The following is a 23507-nucleotide window of genomic DNA, read 5'->3' as shown; positions in this document are numbered from 1 at the left end:
AAGCACGCGGTTCGTTTCGAAGACCAGTTTGGGAGGAATTGAAGAAATGTTTTCGCACGTGATGATCGGCACCAACGACCTCGACAAGGCCAAGGCGTTCTATGACGCATTGCTCGGCACGCTCGGTGTGCGGCCGGCGCGGGTCGACGGCCACCGCATTTTTTACATCACCAAGACTGGGATATTCTCGGTGACCAAGCCGATCAACGGCCAGCCCGCAACGCCCGCCAATGGCGGCACCATCGGCTTTGCGGCCGACTCTCCCGAGCAGGCCGATGCGTGGCATGCGGCCGGCATCGCCAATGGCGCCACCAGTTGCGAGAATCCGCCGGGTATCCGCGAGGGCAGCGCAGGCAAGCTCTACCTCGCCTACTTGCGCGATCTAGATGGCAACAAGATCTGCGCGATGCATCGGATGCCATCGTAGCATCACGAATGTGCCAGACCTGATCCTGAGGACCCGCGAAGCGGCGTCTCGCAGGATGAATGGCACCGGCGGGGCCTCATGGTTCGAGACGCGCGAAAGACGCGCTCTCACCATGAGGGTTACCACTTACCATGAGGCGGAAAATCACGTCCCTCCCGCCCGCGCTTGTACAAGTCCCTTCCCGCCGTCTACATTGCCGGCCAATGAGCCGAGCGCGCGCCCGCAGGACGAAGGTTCTGCGCAATGGGAGGAACAATCCATGAAACACGCCTACATCCCGCGAACCACGACTTACAACCTCAATCCGGGTGAAGAACTCAACGATCTCAGAATGTCGGACGAAGTCCGTCCGCTCTACGAGCACGTCAAGAAATTCATCCGCGAGACCGTCGATCCGATGTCGGTCGAGTTCATGCGGCTCGGCGAGTCCAAGAAGGACCGCTGGAGTTTTACTCCGGAGCAGCTAGCGGTGCTGCAGAAGGCCAAGGACAAGGCCAAGGAAGAAGGCCTGTGGAATTTCTTTTTGCCTGATGCCGAGACCGGCGAAGGCCTGAAGAATTTGGACTATGCCTATATCGCGGTTGAACTGGCGAAGAATCCGCTGGCGTCGGAGACCATGAATTGTTCGGCGCCCGATACCGGCAACATGGAGGTGCTGGAACGCGTCGGCACCAAGGAGCAGAAGGAGAAGTGGCTGAAGCCGCTGCTGGCTGGCGAAATCCGCTCTGCCTACGCGATGACCGAGCCCAACGTTGCCTCCTCCGACGCCAAGAACATTTCGACGACGGCAAAACTCGTCGGCGACGAATGGGTGATCAACGGCGAGAAGTATTACATCTCCGGCGCCGGCGATCCGCGCTGCAAGATCATGATCGTAATGGTGAAGACCAATCCTGATGCGCCGCCGAGCAAGCAGCAGTCGCAGATTTTGGTGCCGATCGACACGCCCGGTGTGGAAATTTTAGGCCCGATGCACGTGTTCGGCCACGACCACGCGCCGCGCGGCCACATGCATCTGCGCTTCAACAATTGCCGGGTGCCGAAGGAGAACATTTTGCTCGGCGAAGGCCGCGGCTTTGAAATCTCGCAAGTCCGCTTGGGGCCGGGGCGCATCCATCACTGCATGCGCACCATCGGCAAGGCGGAAAAGGCGCTCGACCTGATGGTGTCGCGCGGGCTGACCCGCGAGGCCTTCGGCAAGAAGATCGCCCATCTCGGCGGCAATCTGCAGATCATTGCCCAAGCGCGCTGCGAAATCGAGGCGATGCGGCTGATGGTGCTGAAGGCGGCGAAAGCGATGGACGTGCTCGGCAACAAGGAGGCCCGGATCTGGGTCAGCATGGTTAAGGCCATGGTGCCGGAGCGCACCTGCAAGATCATCGATCAGGCGATCCAGATGCACGGCGCTACCGGCATCTCGCAGTGGAGCCCGCTCGGCGAGATGTACCAGGACGTCCGCCACCTCCGCTTCGCCGACGGCCCGGACGAGGTGCACTGGATGGTGGTGGGAAGGCATGAACTGAGCATGCCGTAATAGCTTCTCCCTCTCCCCGTTCTTTACGGGGCGGGTTGGGGTGAGGGGCTGCTTCCGCAAACGCAACAGGCAGCGAGCTCGTGGAGAGTCCCCCCTCACCCGCCGCGCTGCGCGCGCCAACCTCTCCCCGCAAGCGGGGCGAGGCAAGGACCCCCCCGGAGCAGACACAGCATGCAATACGCCCCCAGCGAGCTGAAGCCCCGCGAGCGCTACAAGGTGCTCACGTCCTTCGTGCTGCCGCGGCCGATCGCGTGGGTGACGACGATCGGGCCGACCGGCGTGGTGAATGCGGCGCCTTTCAGTTTCTTCAACGTGTTCTGCGAGGATCCGCCGCTCTGCATGTTTGCCGCCAATCTGCGGCCCGACGGCCGCGTCAAGGATACCGTAATCAACATCCGGCGCACGGCCGAATTCGTGGTCAACATGACCGACGAGCCGTTGGCAAAAGCAATGCATGAAAGCAGCGGCGATTTTCCGCCTGATATCGGCGAGCCGGACTATCTCGATCTCAAGCTGGCGCCGTCGACGAAAATCGCGGTACCGCGGCTGGCGGATGCGCCGTTCGCGATGGAATGCAAAACCTGGAAGGAGATCGACGTCAATGGCGACCGGCTGTTGGTGATGGGCGAAGGCATCCACTTCCACATCCGCGACGAATTGTGGGATCACGCGGCGATGCGCGTGCACATGGAGCGCTATCACCCGATCGGCCGCATGTTCGCGGACCGTTATTGCCGGACGGACGATCGCGTGGTGTTTCCGCCGGCCGAGGGGGCGAAGTAGGACGGGTGGAGCGAAGCGATACCCATCGACGTCACAGGCGGTATTGATGGGTATCGCTTTCGCTCTACCCATCCTACGGACTATGACGCCGGTCGATGCGCGCGCAGGAAAGACCGGATCTGCCGCACCGCGAGCGGTACCCGCTCCTTCGGCTCCTTCCACGGGAACAGGCTGACCTCAGCGTTCGGCGCCAGCAGCGCGCTCTCCATGGCGACAGCGTAAGGATGTGCCGGGATATCGTCGGGCAGGATCAGCACCGGTGTCTGACATTGGCGGACAAAATCGCGCGTCACGGTGAAGACGAAATCGGGATCAGTGCGATACATCCGGGTCAGGAATTTTTCCGCCTGCTCCATCGTGATATCGGGCCGGCGTTTTGTCAGTTCCGGCGCCCAGCCGGCCATGTTGTTATTGTAAAACAGGTCGCGCATTTCGGGACGTGAGCCTGACGGCATCGCCAATACGGCGGCGACGACGCGATCCGGCGCGCGCTTGATTAGATTCCAGATCAAGGGGCCGCCGATGCAAAAACCCAGCACCATGAATTTTTCAAAACCGAGGTGATCCATCAGCGCGAGCTGGTCGTCGGTATGGGAATCCCAGGGACGGTCGATTTCTAGCGGGCCGGAGGATTGGCCGGGCGGCGCGTTGCGCAGGTCGTAGGCGATGCAGCGATGTTCGTTGCCGAATTCCTTGATGGCGTTGAAGGGAGGATAGGCGCCGGTAATGCCAGAGATGTTGGAGTTCAATCCGCCCCCTGCGATCAGGAGCAGCGGGAAGCCGGAGCCGGCTTCTTCGTAGTGGATGCGAACTGGGCCTTTTTCGAAGAAGCTCATGGCTCTCCCCGTTGCTTCTTTTTACTCTCCGTACGCGCGGCAGGATTTGTCGGGCTTACTAGAGTCCCCGCGGGGCGCTCCCACCCCGGCCCTCCCCCGCAAGCGGAGAGGGAGCCGAGCGCGCTGCGTGGCAAGTACCTTAATCGACAAGATAGATGTGACCAACCATGATAGCCAATGCTGATATCGGTCGTTCAACAGGCGCTGGTGCAACCCTCTCCCGCTTGCGGGAGAGGGTTGGGGTGGAGCCACCTCCGCGCATTCGATCGTGGAGAGGCCTCCTCAACAAGCTTCACCCCTTCCCGAGCTCGCCGATCTTGTCCTGTGTCTTGGTATCAAAATCGCTCGCATCGTGCCGCTCGTGCAACTGGCTCGCCGGATCGCCCGAGATGCGGTTGACCATACGCCCGCGCTTCACGGCCGGGCGTTTGGCGATCGCATCGGTCCACCGCTGCACGTTCTTGTATTCGTGCACCGAGAGGAATTCGCCGGCGCCGTAGACCAGGCCCTTGGCCAGCGCGCCGTACCATGGCCAGGTGGCCATGTCGGCGATGGTGTATTCGTGGCCGGCGAGATATTCGTTGTCGGCTAAACGCCGATCGAGCACGTCGAGCTGGCGCTTTACCTCCATGGCATAGCGGTCGATGGCGTATTCGATCTTGGTCGGCGCGTAGGCATAAAAATGGCCAAAGCCGCCGCCAAGAAACGGCGCGCTGCCCATCTGCCAGAACAGCCATGACAGGCATTCGGCCCGCGCCGGGCCGCTCGCCGGCAAAAAAGCGCCGAATTTTTCGGCGAGGTGCATCAGGATCGCACCGGACTCGAACACCCGGATCGGCTCCGGCCCGCTGCGGTCCATCAGTGCCGGAATCTTGGAGTTCGGATTGATGGCGACAAAGCCGCTGCCGAACTGGTTGCCGTCAATCTTGATCAGCCAGGCGTCATATTCCGCGCCGCTGTGACCGGCGGCCAAAAGCTCCTCGAACATGACCGTGACCTTGACGCCGTTCGGCGTCGCTAGCGAATAAAGCTGGAACGGATGTCGGCCGACCGGTAGCTCCGCCTCATGCGTAGCGCCTGCGATCGGGCGATTGATGGCGGCGAACCGGCCGCCGCTTTCCTTATCCCAGGTCCAGACCTTTGGCGGGACGTATTCGGCGGGCTCGGCGGTGGGGGCATCTGTCATTTAGTCTCTCTCCAGAATCGTAGGGTGGGCAAAGGCGCACTTGCGCCGTGCCCACCATTGAACATTCGTGTTGGATATGGTGGGCACGCTGCGCTTTGCCCACCCTACAGATCCCAATTTTCGTCATTGCGAGGAGCGAAGCGACGAAGCAATCCATGCTTTCCTTGTTTGGTGAGATGGATTGCTTCGCTTGCGATCGCAATGGCGGACTACGACGCTGCCACTCTGCGCGGCTGCTCCGCCCTCTCCATCACAAACCCTTCATAGCCCTTGGCCGCGACCTCATTGCAGATCTGCCGGTACGGCCCGACGCCGCCGATATAGGGCATGAAAATCCGGGGCTTGCCGGGGACATTGGCGCCCATGTACCAGGAATTGGCCTGCGGATAGAGCGTGGTGGCCGCGACCTCGTTGACATGGGCGACCCATTTGTCCTCGGCCTCGGTAGCGGCCTCCATCGTGTCGAGCCCGCGATCGCGCATATAGGCCATGCAGTCCGTGATCCAGTCGACATGCTGCTCGATCGAGACGATCATATTGGACAGCACCGACGGGCTGCCGGGGCCGGTGATGATAAAGAGGTTTGGAAAGCCCGCGCTCATCAAGCCGAGATAGGTGCGCGGACCGGCCGCCCATTTCTGGTTCAGAGTCTGGCTATCGCGGCCTTTGATATCGATCTTCGCCACGGATCCGGTCATGGCGTCAAAACCGGTCGCCAGCACCAGCGCGTCGACTTCGTAGTTTTTGCCGGCCACCCGCACAGCGTTTTCGGTGATCTCTTCAATCGGATTCGACTTGATGTCGACCAGCGTCACGTTGGGACGGTTGAAGGTCGCGAAATAATCGGTGTCGACGCAGATGCGTTTTGAGCCGATCGGATGGTTGTTCGGCTGCAACAATTTCGCAGTACCGGGATCCTTGACGATGTCGGCGATCTTCTCGCGGACGAAATTCGCAGCGGTATCGTTGGCGGCCTTGTCGAGTGCAAGGTTGTTGTAAACTGACATGAAGGTGAGCCCGCCGCGATTCCAGCGTGCTTCGTATTTGGCGCGGCGCTCGTTGTCGCCATCGTCAAGCGCGCCGCGGTCGGGCAGCTCGGTATATATGCCGTTCTTTGCCACCTCGCGGGCAAAACGCCTGATCTCGGGATAGTTGGCGCGGAATTTCTGCCGCTCTTCTTCCGTCAGCGGTGCGTTGCGCGCGGGAATCGAGAAATTCGCGGTACGCTGAAACACCGTGAGACGGCTGGCCTGTTCGGCAATGACCGGCACCGATTGGATGCCTGACGATCCGGTTCCGATGACACCGACGCGCTGGCCCGTGAAATCGACCGCCTCATGCGGCCAATGGCCGGTGTGATAGACCTTGCCCTTGAACCGGTCGAGACCTCTGATATCGGGCATCCGCGCGTTCGACAGGCAGCCGGTGGCGAGCACGACGAATTTTGCTGACACCATTTTGCCGTCCGAAGTCGTTACCGACCAGAGGGAGGTCGCCTCATTGAACTCGGCACGATCGACGCGGGTGTCGAACTGGATGTCCCTTCGCAGATCGAAGCGGTCGGCGACGTGGTTGGCGTATTTCAAAATCTCGGGCTGCGGCGCGTAGCGTTCGCTCCAGTCCCATTCCTGCTGCAGTTCTTCCGAGAACGAATAGGAATACTGCATGCTCTCGACGTCGCAGCGCGCGCCGGGATAGCGGTTCCAGTACCAGGTGCCGCCGACACCCGAACCCTGCTCGTAGACCCGCGCGGTCATTCCGTGCCCGCGCAAGCGGTGCAGCATATACATGCCGGCAAAGCCCGCGCCGACCACGACGACGTGGTAGGGCTCGGCGGATTTGGCGGTAGCGGAAGGCGTAGCGGACATGAAGATGGGCTCCCTGACATTCTCTTTGATTTGCCAGGCAGCATTCCTTCCATAGCGCCAAAGCGCAAGACGCAAATCAGCGACCTTGCTTTGCATATTTTGCGAGGTGGAATGTTTGTCCCTCATGGTGAGGAGGCGCGTCAGCGCCGTCCGGACGATGCTGCGCATCGCCAGGCGAATCATGAGGCCCATTGGACGGGCCTTCATCCTTCGAGACGCCTGCTGCGCAGGCTCCTAAGATGAGGAACTAACGCCGCTTGGCATGCAAGCCTCCGATGGGCTAGCGTCTCGGGTAAAGTCGAGCAGCAACAAGAATGCTGCCGTCGGGAGGACAGACCATGAAATCGCCAATCTGCGACATGCTGGGGATCGAATTCCCCCTGCTCGCTTTCAGCCATTGCCGCGACGTCGTCGCCGCCGTCAGCCGCGCCGGCGGGTTTGGCGTATTGGGGGCGACGGCGCATTCGCCCGAAACCATCGAGCAGGAACTGAAATGGATCGACGATCACACCGACGGCAAGCCTTATGGTCTCGACGTGCTGATCCCCGAAAATATTTCGACCGCGGGAGAGAAGGACGTTACCTGGAAGAGTCTGGAAGCGCGGATCTCGCCGCAACATCGCGACTTCACCCGCAACCTGCTGAAGAAATACGGCGTCGATCTGACGACGACCAACGTCGCCGACAACCAGCCGCAGCCGTTTGACGCGCAGCGCGCGCTTGACGTGCTCGAGGTTTCGTTCCGCCACCCGATCAAGCTGATTGCCAATGCGCTCGGTGTGCCGCCGAAGCAGATGATCGACATGGGCCGCAAACACGGCGTGCCGGTCGCCGCGCTTGTCGGTTCGAAGGAGCACGCGCTGCGACAGGTCGCAGCCGGCGTCGATATTTTGGTGGCGCAGGGCACCGAGGCCGGCGGCCATTGCGGCGAGGTCTCGACCATGGTGCTGGTGCCCGAGGTGATCAAGGCGATCAAGCCGGTCCGCGACGTGCCGGTGCTGGCCGCGGGCGGCATCATGACCGGCAGGCAGATGGCGGCCTGCATGGCGATGGGCGCGGCGGGCGCCTGGACCGGCTCGGTGTGGCTGGCGACGTTGGAATCGGAGACCACGGAAGTTTTCCGCGAGAAGATGATCGCGGCATCCTCGCGCGACGCCGTCCGTTCGAAGGGCCGCACCGGAAAGCCGGCGCGGCAGTTGCGGTCGGTGTGGACCGACGCATGGGACCGCGGGCCGGACAGTCCCGGCGCGCTGCCGATGCCGCTGCAAAGCATCATCAGCCGCGACGCCTTCAACTCGATCGACCGCGCGGCGGCCGCCGGAAATGTGCAGGCACGCGATCTCGTGACTTACTTCGTCGGCCAGGGCGTCGGCCTGATCGACAGCGTGAAATCCGCCGGCGCCGTGATGCAGGAATTCAAGGAAGATTTTGCCGACGCGGTGGAGCATATGAACATGCTGATGGAGGACTGAGATTTTGTCCCCTCATGGTGAGGAGGCGCGAAGCGCCGTCTCGAACCATGGGGCCCGTGGCCCATCCTTCGAGACGCCGCTTCGCGGCTCCTCAGGATAAGGTCTGTGTATGTTGAGAAAGCAAAGTAAAAAAGAATGTCGAATAGTCCCCTCCCCGAAGACCGCATTCCCGTCATCGTCGGGGTCGGCGAAATCGTCGACCGGCCCAAGGACATCGCCGATGGCCTCGAGCCGCTGGCGCTGCTCGAACAGGCGGTGCGGCGGGCGGAGGCGGACAGCGGAGCAAAACTACTCGGCGAACTCGGCTCGCTCGACGTCGTCAATTTCCTGAGCTGGCGCTACTGCGATCCCGAGGAGCAACTCGCCGCGCGGCTCGGCGCTGCGCCAGCGCATTGCTATTACGGCCCGGTCGGCGGCGAGAGCCCGATCCGCTACATTCACGAAGCCGCAAAGCGCATCGCGCGCGGCGAGTGCAGCGTCGCCGTCATCTGCGGCGCGGAAGCGCAATCCACGGCGACCAAGGCCGAGCGCGGCGGCATCTCCTTGCCATGGACGCCGTTCGCGCATGACGTCGAGGAGCCGAAGCGCGGTGCGGCGTTTCAGAAGCCGATGGCGGTGAAGCTCGGTGTGTTCCGCCCCATCACGGTCTATCCGCTCTATGAATCCGCAACCTCAGCGCATTGGGGCCAGACGCCGCGCGAGGCGCTGGCGGAGTCCGGCGCGCTGTGGTCGATCTATTCGAAGGTCGCGTCCGAAAATCCAAACTCCTGGTTGAAGAAACGGTTCACGCCCGACGAGATCACGACGCCGACGCCGGAAAACCGATTGATCGCCTGGCCGTATACAAAGCTGATGGTGGCCAACCCGACCGTGAACATGGGCGGAGCCGTCCTGCTGACGTCGCTGGCAAAAGCGCGCACGGCCGGTGTACCAGCGGACCGCCTAATCTATCCGGTCGGCGGCGCCTCGGCGGAAGAACCGCGCGATTATTTGGTGCGCGACCAGTTCTACGAAAGCCATCCGCAGAACGCCGTGCTGAAGACAGTAATGGACCTCGTCGAAGGCGACGGCAAAAAATTCGATGCCATCGAGCTCTATAGCTGCTTTCCCTGCGTGCCCAAGATGGCGCGGCGGACGCTGGGCTTGGGCCCCGACGTGCAGCCGACGGTGACCGGCGGTCTTACCTTCTTCGGCGCGCCGCTCAACACCTACATGACGCACGCAGCCGTTGCGATGGTGCGCAAGCTCCGCCAGGGCGGCCAGCTCGGCCTGCTCTACGGCCAGGGCGGCTTTGTCACCAAGCATCACGGGCTGGTGTTGTCGCGCGAGATGCCGAAAGAGGCGCTCAAGCAGGACACCAGCGTACAGGCCGAGGCCGACCGCAACCGCCGCACCGTGCCGGACTTCGTCACGGAGGCCTCAGGCAAGGGCAAAGTCGAGAGCTTTACCGTGATCTACAAGGGCAACGGCGAGGTCGAGCACGGCGTGGTGATGCTGCGCACCGAGCAGGATGCGCGGGCGCTGGCGCGGGTGCCCGCCGATGACGCTGTGACGCTGAAGCATCTGCTGGACATGGACCGCACGCCGGTGGGGTCGGTCGGCGCGATCGTCGCGGTGGATGACGGCGTGCTGGAGTGGCGGGTGGGATAGCATCGTGTCCCGGACGCGGTGCAGCGCGACAGCGCTGCTCCGCAGAGCCCGGGACCCATCGCGGACGTCGTGCATTCTGGTGAGATGGGCCCCGGCTCTGCAGCGCATCACTCGCGTGCTGCGCTGCGTCCGGGGCACGAGCGAAAATGTGGCTCCTTGAGATCGTCGTCTCCCGCCTCTTACGCCGCCCGCACCGTATCGAGGAACTTGCCGACCTCAAGCTTGAGGCGGTTCGAGTCGGCAGAGAGCGACTGCGCCGCCGAGAGCACCTGCGCGGAAGCCGAGCCGGTTTCGCCGGCGCCGCGCTGCACGTCGGTGATGTTGGCGGAGACCTGCTGGGTACCATGCGCCGCCTGCTGCACGTTTCGGGAGATTTCCTGCGTCGCCGCGCCCTGCTCTTCCACGGCCGCCGCAATCGTCGAGGCGATCTCGGCCAGCCGTTCGATGGTGCCGCTGATCTCCTTAATGGCGCCGACAGATTCGTGAGTCGCGCCCTGGATGCCTGATATCTGCTGGCTGATCTCGCCGGTTGCCTTCGCAGTCTGTTCGGCGAGCGCCTTCACTTCCGACGCCACAACAGCAAAGCCGCGGCCGGCCTCTCCGGCGCGCGCCGCCTCGATGGTGGCGTTGAGCGCCAGCAAATTGGTCTGGCCCGCGATGGTGTTGATTAGTTCGACCACGTCGCCGATGCGGGCGGCCGCCTTCGACAATTCGCTGACGCGGTCGTTGGTGGTGCGGGCCTGGTCGACCGCCTCGCCCGCCATCCGCGCCGATTCCTGAACCTGTCGGCTGATCTCGTTGACGGAGGAAGACAGCTCTTCAGTCGCAGACGCCACCGACTGCACATTGGCGGTCGCTTCCTCCGAAGCCGCCGCCACCATAGTCGTGACTTTCTGCGCGCGCTCGGCGGTCGCGGTCAGCGTGCCGGCAGAGGCTTCGAGTTCGGTCGAGGCCGATGATACCGTTTCGACGATCTCGCCGACGGCGGCCTCGAAAGAATCCGCGAGCCTGATCATCTCGGCCTTGCGCTGCTGGGCCGCGATCTGGTCCTGCCTGATCTTGGCTTCCGCCTCGTCGCGAGCTTTCTGCTCCGAGACGATCTTGAATTTCTCGACGGCGCCGGCGACGGCCCCGAGCTCGTCCCTGCGCCCAAGGCCGGGCAACACCACTCCGAAATTGCCGCCGGCAAGTTCTTCCATCGAAACGCTCAATGCGCGCATCGGACGGGCAATCGTGAAGAAGGAGAAGATGCTGGTTGCGATCAACAACAGCATCGTGCCGATGCCGATTGCCATGGCTTCCCTTTCTGCGGTGGCCATTTCCATTGCAGCCTGGGCGGCCTGCTCTTCCACACTGTGCTTGGCGAAATCGGCAATCTGATCGGCCAGCGGCTCGATTTCGGCAACGATCGGCAGCGTTACCTCCCGGGCGATGCGGACGGCTTCCTCGTTCAGCTTCGCAATCCGCGCTGCGGCCTCGGCGCCGCCGCCTGCCGCCGCGATCGCTTCACGGCGAACGGCCACAATCTGTTGGGTAGCTTTTGCATAGTCTGCTGCCCTCTCCTTGAGCTTCTCGACGCGCGCGCGGTTCTCGGCGGATTTTGACAGTCCCAGCATCTCGTCGGCAAACTTGTTCAGCGACGTCAGTCGCGCCGTCAAATAGTCGTTCGCCTTCTGCAAACCCGCCGAGTTGTCGGCGAGACGCAGGTCACGAACGCCGATCTGCATGCCGCGCATCGACGCTTTCGCATCTACCGCATCGCGCGCGATGGTCTGCTGCGCGGCCATGCGCACGTCGAGATCGCGCATCGCCGCGTTGGACCGGATCTGGACGATCACCATCGTGGCGACGAGCAGAACGCCGAGGCCCGAGGCGATGCCGAGCTTGGCGCCGATCGACAGGTTGAGGATGAATCGGAGCATACTTTGCGTCCTTCAAAAAGTGACAGCCCAGGGAATTCGCAGCGATACCGTCTGTCTCCCGCGCGGCGGGATCACGGTGAGGGAGCGCCGGGCCAGACATCTGGACGAGCCGGATCGTTGCGAACGATGGGCTCCCGTGGCACGCCACAGAGCGGCACTCATGTCCTCAAGGTTCCATACGATGGTTAATCAGGGACTAAGCCGACACTGGTCGAGCAATTGGTAGTATTACGGAAGCGCGCCGCGTTTGGCCGATGTCACGACGGGTTGTCCGTCTGCTTGCGAGCTGCCGATAATGTCTGCTGCGGCGTTTCGCCGAACAGTTCGCGATACAGCGCTGTGAACTCGCCCATGTGCCAGAAGCCGTTCACGAGCGCGACCGCTTTCACCGACTGCACCGACGAACCCCGCACCAGTTGTTGTCGCACATTCCATAGCCGCCGCAGCCGCATGTAACGGTGCATGCTCATGCCGCGAATGGCAACCACGGCGTTATGCAACGTCCGCACCGAGACCCCGAGTTGCCGCGCCACGTCGGCGCTGTACAGCGTCCTGCCGGCGCTTTCGGCGACGAACTCGTCGAGCTTTCGGACCAGCGCCAGATAGTGGCTCAGGCTCAGGCGCTTGGCTTCAGGTGTAGGCGACGCCGCAGCCATCGCCAGATCGACCGTCTGCAGGATCGATTCTTCAACGTGCTCGATCACGTTCGGCTGTGCGAACGTATCAGGTGAATGCGAAGCGAGCCTCAGGACATCGCCAACCGTCACGCGCAGCGTCTCGTATTTGTCCGGCAGCGTCGCGATCAACTGGGCGCTATCGACCTCGCCTGGCCAGCCGCGATTGTCGATGGAAGCAAAGTTCACAAGCGCCACCAGATTGGCCTGCTGCTCCACGATTTCACACGTCGCGGTCCCCTTGACCAGGAGCAAGGTCGGCGCGCGGGCTTCGACACCGTCGATGATCAACGAAGCCGCATCGTCCATCGTGAAGCCGACGATCGCGCCGGTCGTGGAATACTGCATCTGCAGAATTCGCGGGAACGTCCGCTGCAGATGGACCGAACAGGACTTCAGCTTCAAGGTGGCGAAAGCGGCGTCGAAGTCCTTGGCGTCGATCGGAATGCTCTTGGCATCGCCGATTCCTTCGATGCTCCGGAAACGATCGACGTTCGGAAACCGGCTAACCTTTACGAACTCGGACTCAACTAGTTCATCAAGCAACGACACGCGGCCGGTCATCCGAACCGTCGGTAGCGATCGTCGCAACAACGAAAAAGAACGCTAGCTGCGATTGACAAAGATCGTATGCTGACCATGGCGGATGGGTGCCTCGATGCGCCTCCCGTTTGGATGAAGCGTGTTAGTCCTGGCTCGTCTTCATTGACGCAGAACACATCGCAAATCTTCTGGCATCAGAGCTTCTGACATCAGATCGTCACAATGCCCTACCTCTTACCACTTTTTCCCGATTTCGGAAGTTGGTTCGCCAAACTTTGTCCTAGTTTCGCTCAGCGCGATTGATCGGTGCGTGCCGCAATCGACAACTTTACGATCTAAGGATGTCTCCTGATCGTCTTGCAGCCGAAAGTCGATCGCTGATGGCAATTCGCGTTCTGATTCGGATCGTGGGCGATCGCGAAACGGGCATGAGGAGCCGGCTTCGGACCGAATAGTCGGTACGCGATCAGGCCGCCCGCACCGAGTCGAGGAACCGGCCAACCTCGAGCTTGAGTCGGTTCGAGTCACCCGACAGCGATTGCGCCGCCGCAAGCACCTGCGAGGACGCCGATCCGGTTTCGCTGGCGCCGCGCTGCACGTCGGTAATATTGGAGGACACCTGCTGGGTGCCCATCGCCGCCTGCTGTACGTTGCGGGAGATCTCCTGTGTCGCGGCACCCTGCTCTTCCACGGCCGCCGCAATCGTCGACGAAATCTCCGACAGTTTTTCAATTGTGCCGCTGATCGCCTGGATGGCGTTCACGGATTCCTGGGTGGCGGCCTGGATGCCGGTGATCTGTTGCCCGATCTCGCCGGTGGCCTTTGCGGTCTGCTCGGCCAGCGCCTTTACCTCGGAGGCCACGACGGCGAAGCCGCGGCCGGCCTCGCCGGCGCGCGCCGCCTCGATGGTGGCGTTCAGCGCAAGCAGGTTCGTCTGGCCGGCGATGGTGTTGATCAGCTCGACGACATCGCCGATGCGGGTTGCCGCCTTCGACAATTCGCTGACGCGATCATTGGTGACGCGCGCCTGGTCCACAGCATCATTGGCCATTCGCGCCGATTCCTGCACCTGGCGGCTGATCTCGGTAACGGACGACGCCATCTCTTCGGTGGCCGACGCCACCGACTGCACGTTGGTCGAGGCCTCTTCTGAAGCCGCCGCGACGGTTGTCGCCAGTTCCTGCGCGCGTTCCGCGGTCGACGTGAGCGTGCCCGCCGAGACCTCAAGCTGACTGGATGCCGACGACACGGCCTCGACAATTCGTCCGACCGCAGTCTCGAAATCGTCGGCCATCTTGTTCATGTCCGCCTTGCGGCTTGCTACGGCGCGGGTCTCGGCCGCGTGCCGCTCAGCCTCCAGCGACTGGCGGGCGACGGCGTTGCTCTTGAACACCTCGACGGCCTTGGCCATCTCGCCAACCTCGTCGCCGCGCCCGATGCCGAGCACCTCGACGTCGAGCTTGCCGCTGGCAAGATCGTTCATGGTGACGGTCATGCGCTGCAGCGGCGCGGTGATGCTCCGCGCCACGAAGATCGACACGATCAGCATGGACAGCAGGATCACGCCGGCAACGATCAGGGAACGCTGGGTCGATACCCAGGTCTGCGCCTTCAGGTCGTCGATGTAGACGCCGGTGCCGATGACCCAGTTCCACGGCGCAAAACCCACCACATAGGACAATTTCGGTTGCGGCTTGTCGAAGCCCGGCTTGGGCCACTCGTAGGGGACGAAGCCGGAACCATCCTTCCTGACGGTAGTGACGAAATCGACGAACAACAGCTTGCCGTTCGGATCCTTGTAGGTCGACAGATCGCTGCCGTTCATTTCCGGCTTGATCGGATGCATCACCATTTTCGGATGCATGTCGTTGATCCAGTAGTAATCGTTATTGCCGTACCGAAGCGCCGCGATCCGCGCCATCGCCCGCTTCTGCGCCTCGGCGGCCGGAACGTCGCCCTTCTGCGCCGCGGCATGCTCTTCCTTGACAATGCCGAGCGCGAGTTCGCCGAGGTGGCGCAGCTCGATCTGCTTTTGCTGATGGAGGCTCGATGCCAGCTCGCGCGACTCGAGAAAGGTCAGGCCCAATAGCCCGGCAAAGCTGAGGCAGATAAGGGCATAGATCTTTCGGCCAACCGTCATCCTGGGCCGACTAATGATTCCAAGCATGCGTGCTCTCCACTCGACGATGGCGGTCGTCCGCCCCTCCACGCGGAATCGTATATATCAGCCGCTTTCTACCCGTTAATTTCGTACTCAGTAGATATACGGGTTTTATTAACCGGCCTCGCGGCCAGCGCCTCTCGCAGGATCCCGAACGGCAAAAGGCCCGCCCGCTGTTGAGGGGCGGGCTAGGCTTGCGATCTATCGGTTGCTTATGCCACCCGCACCGATTTCAGGAACTTGCCGACCTCGAGCTTGAGGCGGCTCGAATCCGATGACAGCGACTGGGCCGAGGAAAGCACCTGCGATGAGGCCGTGCCGGTCTCGCCGGCACCGCGCTGCACATCGGTGATGTTGGCGGAGACCTGCTGAGTGCCGCGCGCCGCCTGCTGCACGTTGCGCGAGATTTCCTGGGTTGCGGCACCCTGCTCTTCCACGGCGGCCGCAATGGTCGAGGATATCTCCGACAGCTTCTCGATGGTCGAGCTGATCGCCTGGATCGCACCGACGGATTCCTCGGTTGCGGCCTGGATGCCCGTGATCTGCTGGCCGATTTCGCCGGTCGCCTTGGAGGTTTGTTCCGCCAGCGCCTTCACCTCGGATGCCACGACGGCGAAACCGCGGCCGGCATCGCCGGCGCGGGCCGCTTCGATGGTGGCGTTGAGCGCCAGCAAATTGGTTTGTTCGGCGATGGTGTTGATGAGTTCGACCACCGCGCCGATGCGGGCCGCCGCCTTCGACAGTTCGCTGACCCTATCGTTGGTGGTGCGGGCCTGATCGACGGCCTCATTGGCCATCCGCGCCGATTCCTGAACCTGGCGACCGATCTCGGTGATCGACGATGCCATCTCTTCGGTGGAAGAGGCCACCGACTGCACGTTGGTGGAGGCTTCCTCGGAAGCCGCGGCCACCATCGTGGTCAGCTCCTGGGCGCGTTCGGCGGTCGCCGTCAGCGTGCCGGCGGCAGCTTCGAGTTCGGTCGATGCCGACGACACCGTCTCCACGATCTTGCCGACCGCGCCTTCGAAATCGTCGGCGAGCTTGATCATTTCAGACTTGCGCCGCTGCGCCGCGACCTGGTCCTGCTGGATCTTGGCCTCGGCTTCCTCGCGCGCCTTCTGTTCAGTGTTCTCGCGGATGACGGTCACGGTCTTGGCGAGGTCGCCGATTTCGTCGCCGCGGCTGGCGCCGGGAATCTCGACGTCGAGATTGCCGCCGGCCATCTCACCCAGTGCGCCGTTCAGGCGCGTCATCGGACGGGCGACCCCGAGGAAGGAGAATATCACCGAGGCGATCAGCGACGCGACGACGACGATTGCCATGATCAGGTTGATGCGGTTGGCGCGCTCGGTATCGTCCATGACCTCGTCCTTGGAGATCCTGGCATCCTTTTGCGCGCCTTCGACGGTTATTTCCATCAGATCGGCAACGTCAGCGGCGGCCTTGACGGTGCGGTTGGCGATGATGTCGTTCTTTACCTGCTCCGTCCTTACCGCTTCCTCGTTGGCGGCCAGAAAGCGCTTGACGATCGAAGACAGGTTGCTGACCACGACCAGCAATTCCCGGTCGTCGGCCTCGCCGCGCAGCTTGTTGAATACGTCCTTCAGCGAAGCCTCGGTCTTGCCCATCGCCGTGACCAGGTTGGCGTCGCCGGTTGCGCCGAGTTTCCAGGCGGCTGCCCGCAGCGCGTTTACCTTTGCGTCGGCCTGAAACAGCAAACGCTCGATCTCGAGGCGGTTGTCCAGCTTCGCCATGGTCGGCGACGTCAACTGGGCATCGACGGCCTTAGTCCATTCCTCCGAGATGACCGAGCGCTTCTCGATCTGCGCCAGCAGCGTGGCCTGCGCCTTCGCGAGATCTTCCACGGCGGCGGTAAAGCCATCCATCAAGGTCTTGATCTTCTGCAGCCGCTCCCTGGCGTCCGATCGCTGGGCGGTTGCGAGCGCAGCCTCGAGTTCCTTCGCCTCGCTCGCCTTGTGGCGCTGCAAATCGACAACGGCCTTTTCGACCTCGGCGGAGGTTCTCGCCAACCTGACATTGCCGGCGGCAAGCTGAATCTTGCGCAGGTCGATATGGGCGGAGAGCGAGTTGTCGGCCACCTGTTGCGACCGGGCGGCGCGCTCGCTGGACTCTTCGATTCTCGATTCGGTGACCATCTGGTTGGCCACCATGCCGATCGCCAGCAGGACGCCGACCGCTCCGGCCAAGCCCAGTTTGTTTCCGATACGGTTGAGCTTGATCATGTCGACGACCCCAAATTCTTCTGAAGCAGTTTTTCCGGAGGCGGAATTCGCGACGCAAAGGATACGGCAACCTACGCGCGCGAATCCCGGAGATGCGGGGGCAGCCTAGCGGGGACCGGTTAATTTCCGCTTGCGTGAAACCACGGATCGTCCAGCCGGGTTGTGGCGCCCCCGACTTCGCGCCGGACGCGAAAAAGGCCCGGCGCGCTTCCGCGAGCCGGGCCCGTCGTCTGCGGCCGGCCGGTTGTCAGGCTGCCCGGACCGACTCCAGAAACTTGCCGACCTCGAGCCTGAGGCGCTGACTGTCGCCCGACAGCGACTGCGCCGCCGAGAGCACCTGCGCGGAGGCCGCACCGGTCTCGCCGGCGCCGCGCTGCACGTCGGTGATGTTGCCGGAGACCTGATGGGTACCCCTCGCCGCCTGCTGTACGTTGCGGGAGATTTCCTGAGTGGCAGCGCCCTGCTCTTCCACGGCGGCCGCAATTGCCGAGGAGATCTCCGCCAACCTTTCAATGGTGCCGCTGATTTCCTTGATTGCGTTCACAGACTCCTGGGTCGCGCCCTGGATGCCGGATATCTGCTGGCTGATCTCGCCAGTGGCTTTCGCCGTCTGTTCGGCCAGCGCCTTGACCTCCGACGCCACGACCGCAAAGCCGCGCCCCGCCTCACCGGCGCGCGCAGCCTCGATGGTGGCGTTGAGCGCAAGCAGGTTGGTCTGGCCGGCGATGGTGTTGATGAGTTCGACGACGTCGCCGATCCGGCCCGCCGCCTTGGACAATTGGCTGACTCGGTCGTTGGTGACCCGGGCCTGACCGACCGCATCGGTCGCCATTCGCGCCGATGCCTGCACCTGGCGACCGATCTCGGTGACCGAGGAGGAAAGCTCTTCGGTCGCCGATGCAACCGACTGCACGTTGGCGGAGGCTTCGCCGGAAGCCGAGGCCACCGCTGAGGTCAGCGTCTGCGAACGTTCGGCGGTCGCCGACAGCACGCCGGCGGAAGCTTCGAGCTGCGTCGAGGCCGATGATACCGTCTGCACAATCTCGCCGATCACGTTTTCGAAATTGCGCGTAATGCCGTCGACCCGGCGGCCGCGCTCGATCTTGGCTTCGGCATCGAGCGCTGCGGCCTCGTCGGCCGCCTTCTTGGCAATCAGCGCTTGCTTGAATACCTGCAAGGTATCGGCCATCGCGCCGATTTCGGTCTTCTCGCCCCGATGCGGCACCTCCGCGCTCAGATCGCCTTTACCCAGCGCCTGCATCGGCGTGACGATGGAGGCAATTCCGCTAGATACGTCGCGAACCAGATAGGCGCTGATGCCGAGGCCGATCGTGACGGCGGCACCGAGGATCAGGGCAAGCATCATGAGAGCCGAGGTGTAGCTGCCGGCAGCCTCCTGCGCCGCCTTGTCGGCCCCGGCATTGTTCAGATCGATGCTCTTCTTCAGGACTGCGTCGGCATCGAGCCCGATCTTGTTGACGGTCGTGGTGTTCAGGTCGTGCGCTTCGGTCGGGGTCTTGCCGGCCGACTTCCGCGACAGTTCCATGACCTCCTGGGTGCATTTCCGGTACTTGTCCCAGAGGCCCGACCATTCGGCATAAATCGCGCGCTCTTCCGCTGAGGTGATCAGCGGCTCATAGGCGGCACGGATCTTGGTGTTGCTCTCGATGACGGTGGCCAGCGTCTTTTCCATCGCAAGCTTCTCTTCCAGCGTCTCGGCCAGCATGTGCTCGCGGATCACGTTGCGATAGGTGATGACGCCGGCGCGCAGATCGCCCAGCACGCGGACGCTCGGCATCCAGTTGGTCACGATATCGACCGTATTGGCGTTGATGGCGCGCATGTTTTTCACCGCGAGCAGACCCATGCCCGCCATCGCGACGAGCAGGAAGGCAACCACCGTGATGATCTTGGTGCGGATCGAATAGCGGGCGAGCATGGGCGGAATCTCTTGGTTTTGGGCGCGCGGGACACGCCGGATGGGAAAAGGCGAGAGAGTTGAAAAAGGAGGATGCCTTGCGGATATCAACCTGACGCGTCCTCAGGTTCAGTTAATTCGCGTCCGTACAAATACCTACGCGACAGTTCTAACCAGGAAATGAATGTGGGGCCGGTGCGATCAGCGCATCAGCCTCAGTGCATCCGAGAAAAATTCCGTGCCGCCGAAATTGCCTGATTTCAGTGCAAGCAGCATCTCCCCGTCCTTGACACCGACCGCGCGCAGAACCGGCACGCCTGCAGCGATTTCTTCGCCCACGAGAAAGCCGGGAATGCGCAGGCGATCGATGACGGCGCCTGAAGTTTCACCACCGGCAACCACCAGTCGCCGCACGCCTATGCGCACCAGGCCTTCGGCGATATCGGCCATCGCCTGCTCGATGGCATGTCCGGCTGCATCGCGGCCATGCCGAGATTGCAGGGCTGTAACTTGGTCCGGCGTCGAGCTGCTGGCGATCAAGATTGGGCCGCTGCTGATTCGGTCGCTCACCCAGGCCAGCGCACGGCGCGCCTCTGCCGGTCCCGCGATGATCTGCTCGGGATCGAGATGCAGCACGGCCATTGTCTTTTCGGCATTGGCGATCTGCGTCAACGTCGCCTGCGAACAACTCCCGGCGAGGCATGCCGCCGGTCCGCCGACCGCCGCGCCGGATATCGCGCCCGCGGAAGCCGCTTTGACCTTGCCGGAGGCAACCAGCGCGCGCGCAAGGCCAAGGCCGATACCGGATGCGCCGACCGACAGGCGGTGATCCAGCGCGACGACGCCAATGGTTTCCAGATCGCGATCAAAGACCGCGTCGATGATGGCCGCGCCGATACCCTTTCCCGCCAGATCGGCGAGACGTCCGCGAACCGCCTCCGCGCCGCGCGTGAGCGTAGCGAGATCGACCAGCCCGACCTGGGTCCGGCTCTGGCGGGCCAGCACCCGCACCAGATTGGAATCATGCATCGGGTTAAGCGGATGATCCTTCAACGGGCTTTCGTTCAGCGGCACGGAACCCACGAACAGATTGCCCTGATAGACGGTGCGGCCGGTTTCCGGAAAGGCCGGCGTCACCAGCACGATTGCGTCGCCGGAATCGGCGCGCAACGCATCCAAGACTGGGCCGATATTGCCGGCATTGGTCGAATCGAAGGTCGAGCAGATCTTGAACAGCACATGACCCGCGCCGCGGCCGCGCAGCCATTTTTCCGCGGCGCGCGAACGGTCCACCGCAACACCGGCCTCGATCGAGCGGCTCTTGAGCGACACGACAACCGCATCGACTTCAGGCAGCGCAAGATCGTCTGATGGCACGCCGATGGTCTGCACCGTGCGCAGCCCCTGACGCGTCAGCGTGTTGGCGAGATCGGAGGCGCCGGTGTAATCGTCGGCAATGCAGCCCAAAGACAATTTCACGATCTTGCTCCGGCATAGGGCTTGAACCAGCCGAGGCCGTCGCTGGTTTTGCCGCGCGGATTGTATTCGCAGCCGACGAAGCCGCCATAGCCGAGCCGGTCTAGTTCAGTGAACAGGAACGGATAGTTCAGCTCTTCGCCGTCAGGCTCGTTGCGCGAGGGAATGCTGGCGATCTGGACATGGCCTGTTATCGGCATCATCTCGCGCAGCCGCATGGTGACGTCGCCGTGAATGATCTGGCAGTGGTAGATGTCAAACTGCAGTTTCAGGTTGGGAATCTTCAGTTCGGTGATCAGGTCGCGCGCGAAGCCAAAGTCGTTGAGGAAGTAGCCGGGCACGTTGCGCGGGTTGATCGGCTCGATCACGACGTCGAGGCTGTGAGGCGCGTAGAACTCGGCGGCCCATGCTACCGATTTGTAGAACTGTTCGACGGCTTTCGTGCTGCTGCGATCGGCGATGCCAGCCATCAGATGCAGCCGCTTGACCCCGGTCGCCTTCGCATAGGGCAGCGCCGTCTCAAGGCTTCGCTTCAGATCATCAAAACGCTCCGGCAGTGCGGCAAAGCCTTTTTCGCCGGCCTCCCAATTGCCGGGCGGCAAGTTGAATAGTGCCTGGGTCAGGCCGTTCTTTTCAAGCCGGTCGCCCACGGCGTCTGCCGGATGGTCGTAGGGAAACAGAAATTCGACCGCGGTGAAGCCCGCTCTTGCCGCCGCATCGAAGCGGTCGAGGAACGGCACCTCGGTAAACATCATGGAAAGATTGGCGGCGAAACGCGGCATCGACGGTCCCCTTGTTGATCTTGCTCTTAGTTCGGCTCGCCCGGCAGATGCGTGCCGGTGACTTTTGCATACATCCGCGCCACCGACGCATCGTCGTCGCGGCCCATGCCGGCGGCTGACGTCATTAGGAACATCTGCAATGCAGCAGCGGAAACCGGTACTGGAAACTTCTGCGAGCGCGCCATGTCCTGGATGATGCCGAGGTCCTTGACGAAGATATCGACCGCGCTGCGCGGCGCGTAATCGCCGTCGAGCACATGCGGCATGCGGTTCTCGAACATCCAGGAATTACCGGCAGACGCCGTGATCACCTCGTAGACTTTTCTGATGTCGAGGCCCTGCTTGGCTGCGAACGCGATCGCTTCGGAAGCCGCGGCGATGTGCACGCCGGCGAGCAATTGGTTGATCATCTTGAACGCGGCTCCCTGCCCGGCTTCATCGCCGAGTTCATAGAGCTTTGCCGCCATCGCATCGAGCGCCGGGCGCGCCTTGGCAAAGGCGGCCGGGCTGCCGGACGCCAGAATGGTGAGTTCGCCCTGCGCCGCGCGCTGCGCGCCGCCCGAAATCGGCGCGTCGAGGTAGTGACGGCCGGTTGCTTCCAACTGTTTGGCGAGCCGCCGCGCGATCTCGGGATCCATGGTCGCGGAGGAAATGAATACCGCGCCTTGTGCCAGCGTTTCAGCGACGCCGCCAGCGCCGAACAGAATGGTCTCGGTTTGGGCCGCGTTGACGACCACGCTGACGACGATATCGGCCGATTTCGCGGCCTCCGCTGGCGTGCCGGCCCCCTTGCCGCCGTCGGCGACAAACCTCTTCACGGAATCCGCCGAGACGTCGCAGCCGATTACTTCGAGGCCTGCGCGACGCAGCGAGGTCGCCATGCCGTAGCCCATCGAGCCCAGCCCGACGACGGCGACACGCGGTTTGGCGGATTCTGGCATTGCGGCGGTTCCTCGATGGTTTCTGTTCAGCGGCCATTCGGCCAGCGGCTTGACCCCTGCGTATCACGGCTTGGCCGCGCTGCCAAAGCGTGGGACAAGGCGGAAAAGAGGTCAGTTCATGAGCGAAACCAGGATTCGCGAGGAAGTCTGCCGCTTCGGCCGCTCGCTGTTCGAGCGCGGGCTGACGCCGGGCTCCTCGGGCAATATCAGCGTAAAGCTCGATGACGGCGGCTGGCTGGTGACGCCGACCAACGCCTCGCTTGGCTTCCTCGACCCGGCCCGGATGTCGCGGCTCGACTCCAGCGGACGGCTGGTTTCGGGCGATGCCCCCACCAAAGAAGTGCCGCTGCATACCGCGCTGTACCAGACCCGCAGCGCGGCGCGCGCGGTCGTGCATCTGCATTCGACACACTCGGTGGCGCTGTCGATGCTGCCGGAGATCGATCCTCGCGCCGCGCTGCCGCCGATGACGCCGTATTATTTGATGAAATGCGGACAGACTGCGCTGGTGCCCTACTATCGACCCGGAGATCCTGATGTAGCCGACGCCATCAAAGGACTGGCGGGGAAGTATTCTTCCGTGCTGCTCGCCAACCACGGTCCCGTGGTGTCGGGCGACACGCTGGAAGCGGCGGTGTTCGCGATGGAGGAGCTGGAGGAGACGGCGAAACTGTATCTGCTGCTGCGCGGGTTAAACCCGCGGTATCTTGCGCCGGAACAGGTGAAGGATTTAACTGATGTGTTCGGCTTGACGCTGCCGGGGCACGACAAGCATTGAATTCGTAGCGCGGACTAGTCTTACTGCGTCATGATTTTTCTGCGCGTGCGTGATGCTGCGACGGCGCCGCAACACGGGCATCGTATGATCATTTTGCTGAGGGCCCGGCTCAGCCGCACACGCATGGTTGCGATCGAGTTCGGGACGTGGCGTTCAGGCCGCAAGGGCAGATCCTCTGGGTCGATAATTGTCGGGTAAGGGAGGGATCTGGACCGGCGCGGTGGAACGTGGTCCTGAGGGGGGAATCGTCGCCTGCTCGGCGATGAGGAATCCGTAAGCCGCGATGCACAGGGTTGCGTGGTGATGGAAGCCG

The 23507-nt window shown here is 62.7% G+C and carries 17 protein-coding genes and 1 pseudogene; 6 read left to right on the top strand and 12 right to left on the bottom strand.

The annotated features are described in order from the left end of the window. Nucleotides 1-46: 46 nt before the first annotated feature. From HCN58_RS16345 to HCN58_RS16335, 3 genes are all read left to right on the top strand, one after another. On the top strand, nt 47-427 hold the full coding sequence (locus tag HCN58_RS16345) for a VOC family protein (protein ID WP_171580428.1): 381 nt from the start codon (nt 47-49) through the stop codon (nt 425-427). Nucleotides 428-686: 259 nt separating this feature from the next. Further along, nucleotides 687-1961 (top strand): acyl-CoA dehydrogenase family protein, encoded by a 1275-nt coding sequence (locus HCN58_RS16340; RefSeq protein ID WP_171580427.1) that lies wholly within the window; start codon nt 687-689, stop codon nt 1959-1961. A 171-nt stretch (nt 1962-2132) separates the two neighbouring features. After that, nucleotides 2133-2744, top strand: coding sequence for a flavin reductase family protein (locus HCN58_RS16335; protein WP_171580426.1), 612 nt, complete (start codon nt 2133-2135; stop codon nt 2742-2744). Nucleotides 2745-2824: 80 nt separating this feature from the next. Here the strand turns inward: HCN58_RS16335 and HCN58_RS16330 are convergent, their stop codons facing one another. The 3 genes from HCN58_RS16330 to HCN58_RS16320 all read right to left on the bottom strand — a co-directional run bounded on the left by HCN58_RS16330 (nt 2825) and on the right by HCN58_RS16320 (nt 6634). Next, nucleotides 2825-3580 (bottom strand): alpha/beta fold hydrolase, encoded by a 756-nt coding sequence (locus HCN58_RS16330; protein WP_171580425.1) that lies wholly within the window; start codon nt 3578-3580, stop codon nt 2825-2827. A 292-nt stretch (nt 3581-3872) separates the two neighbouring features. Further along, on the bottom strand, nt 3873-4766 hold the full coding sequence (yghU, locus tag HCN58_RS16325) for a glutathione-dependent disulfide-bond oxidoreductase (protein ID WP_171580424.1): 894 nt from the start codon (nt 4764-4766) through the stop codon (nt 3873-3875). A gap of 209 nt (nt 4767-4975) precedes the next feature. Next, complete coding sequence (locus HCN58_RS16320; RefSeq protein ID WP_171580423.1) at nt 4976-6634, bottom strand: flavin-containing monooxygenase; 1659 nt, start codon at nt 6632-6634, stop codon at nt 4976-4978. 338 nt (nt 6635-6972) lie between these two features. Here HCN58_RS16320 and HCN58_RS16315 point away from each other — a divergent pair, with 338 nt between their 5' ends. Both HCN58_RS16315 and HCN58_RS16310 read left to right on the top strand, forming a co-directional pair. Further along, nucleotides 6973-8106, top strand: a complete 1134-nt coding sequence (locus tag HCN58_RS16315) for a nitronate monooxygenase (protein WP_171580422.1) — start codon at nt 6973-6975, stop codon at nt 8104-8106. Between the two features lie 135 nt (nt 8107-8241). After that, on the top strand, nt 8242-9756 hold the full coding sequence (locus HCN58_RS16310; RefSeq protein ID WP_171580421.1) for an acetyl-CoA acetyltransferase: 1515 nt from the start codon (nt 8242-8244) through the stop codon (nt 9754-9756). Nucleotides 9757-9935: 179 nt separating this feature from the next. Here the strand turns inward: HCN58_RS16310 and HCN58_RS16305 are convergent, their stop codons facing one another. The 8 genes from HCN58_RS16305 to ltnD form a co-directional block, all read right to left on the bottom strand. After that, on the bottom strand, nt 9936-11678 hold the full coding sequence (locus HCN58_RS16305) for a methyl-accepting chemotaxis protein (protein WP_171580420.1): 1743 nt from the start codon (nt 11676-11678) through the stop codon (nt 9936-9938). Between the two features lie 257 nt (nt 11679-11935). Then, nucleotides 11936-12904, bottom strand: a complete 969-nt coding sequence (locus tag HCN58_RS16300; protein ID WP_171580419.1) for a helix-turn-helix domain-containing protein — start codon at nt 12902-12904, stop codon at nt 11936-11938. Between the two features lie 457 nt (nt 12905-13361). Continuing rightward, entirely contained in the window at nt 13362-15062 is a 1701-nt protein-coding gene (locus HCN58_RS16295; protein ID WP_171580418.1) for a methyl-accepting chemotaxis protein, read from the bottom strand. Between the two features lie 206 nt (nt 15063-15268). Further along, the gene (locus HCN58_RS16290; RefSeq protein WP_210266036.1) at nt 15269-17299 is read right to left on the bottom strand and encodes a methyl-accepting chemotaxis protein; all 2031 of its coding nucleotides are present in this window, start codon (nt 17297-17299) and stop codon (nt 15269-15271) included. A gap of 247 nt (nt 17300-17546) precedes the next feature. Continuing rightward, entirely contained in the window at nt 17547-19238 is a 1692-nt protein-coding gene (locus HCN58_RS16285; RefSeq protein WP_171580417.1) for a methyl-accepting chemotaxis protein, read from the bottom strand. Between the two features lie 180 nt (nt 19239-19418). Then, a complete protein-coding gene (gene otnK, locus HCN58_RS16280; protein WP_171580416.1) occupies nt 19419-20696 on the bottom strand; it encodes a 3-oxo-tetronate kinase in 1278 nt (425 codons plus the stop codon). After that, nucleotides 20693-21475 carry a 2-oxo-tetronate isomerase gene (gene otnI / locus HCN58_RS16275; RefSeq protein WP_171580415.1) on the bottom strand — a complete coding sequence of 261 codons (783 nt, stop codon included), beginning with the start codon at nt 21473-21475 and terminating at the stop codon, nt 20693-20695. Before otnI ends, otnK begins: the two co-directional genes overlap by 4 nt. 26 nt (nt 21476-21501) lie before the next feature. Further along, nucleotides 21502-22416 carry an L-threonate dehydrogenase gene (gene ltnD / locus HCN58_RS16270; RefSeq protein WP_171580414.1) on the bottom strand — a complete coding sequence of 305 codons (915 nt, stop codon included), beginning with the start codon at nt 22414-22416 and terminating at the stop codon, nt 21502-21504. 118 nt (nt 22417-22534) lie between these two features. On the opposite strand from ltnD, the gene otnC reads away from it, so the two are divergent. Next, on the top strand, nt 22535-23194 hold the full coding sequence (gene otnC, locus HCN58_RS16265) for a 3-oxo-tetronate 4-phosphate decarboxylase (RefSeq protein ID WP_171580413.1): 660 nt from the start codon (nt 22535-22537) through the stop codon (nt 23192-23194). Between the two features lie 153 nt (nt 23195-23347). On the opposite strand, the pseudogene HCN58_RS35830 reads toward otnC, so the two are convergent. Continuing rightward, nucleotides 23348-23507: pseudogene (locus HCN58_RS35830) on the bottom strand (IS701 family transposase); the annotation flags it as partial.

It is taken from the genome of Bradyrhizobium australiense (assembly GCF_013114825.1).
GTDB classification, from domain to species: Bacteria; Pseudomonadota; Alphaproteobacteria; order Rhizobiales; family Xanthobacteraceae; genus Bradyrhizobium; species Bradyrhizobium australiense.
The sequence above is the reverse complement of the archived record's forward strand: the minus strand, read 5'-3'. Positions and strand labels throughout refer to the sequence as shown.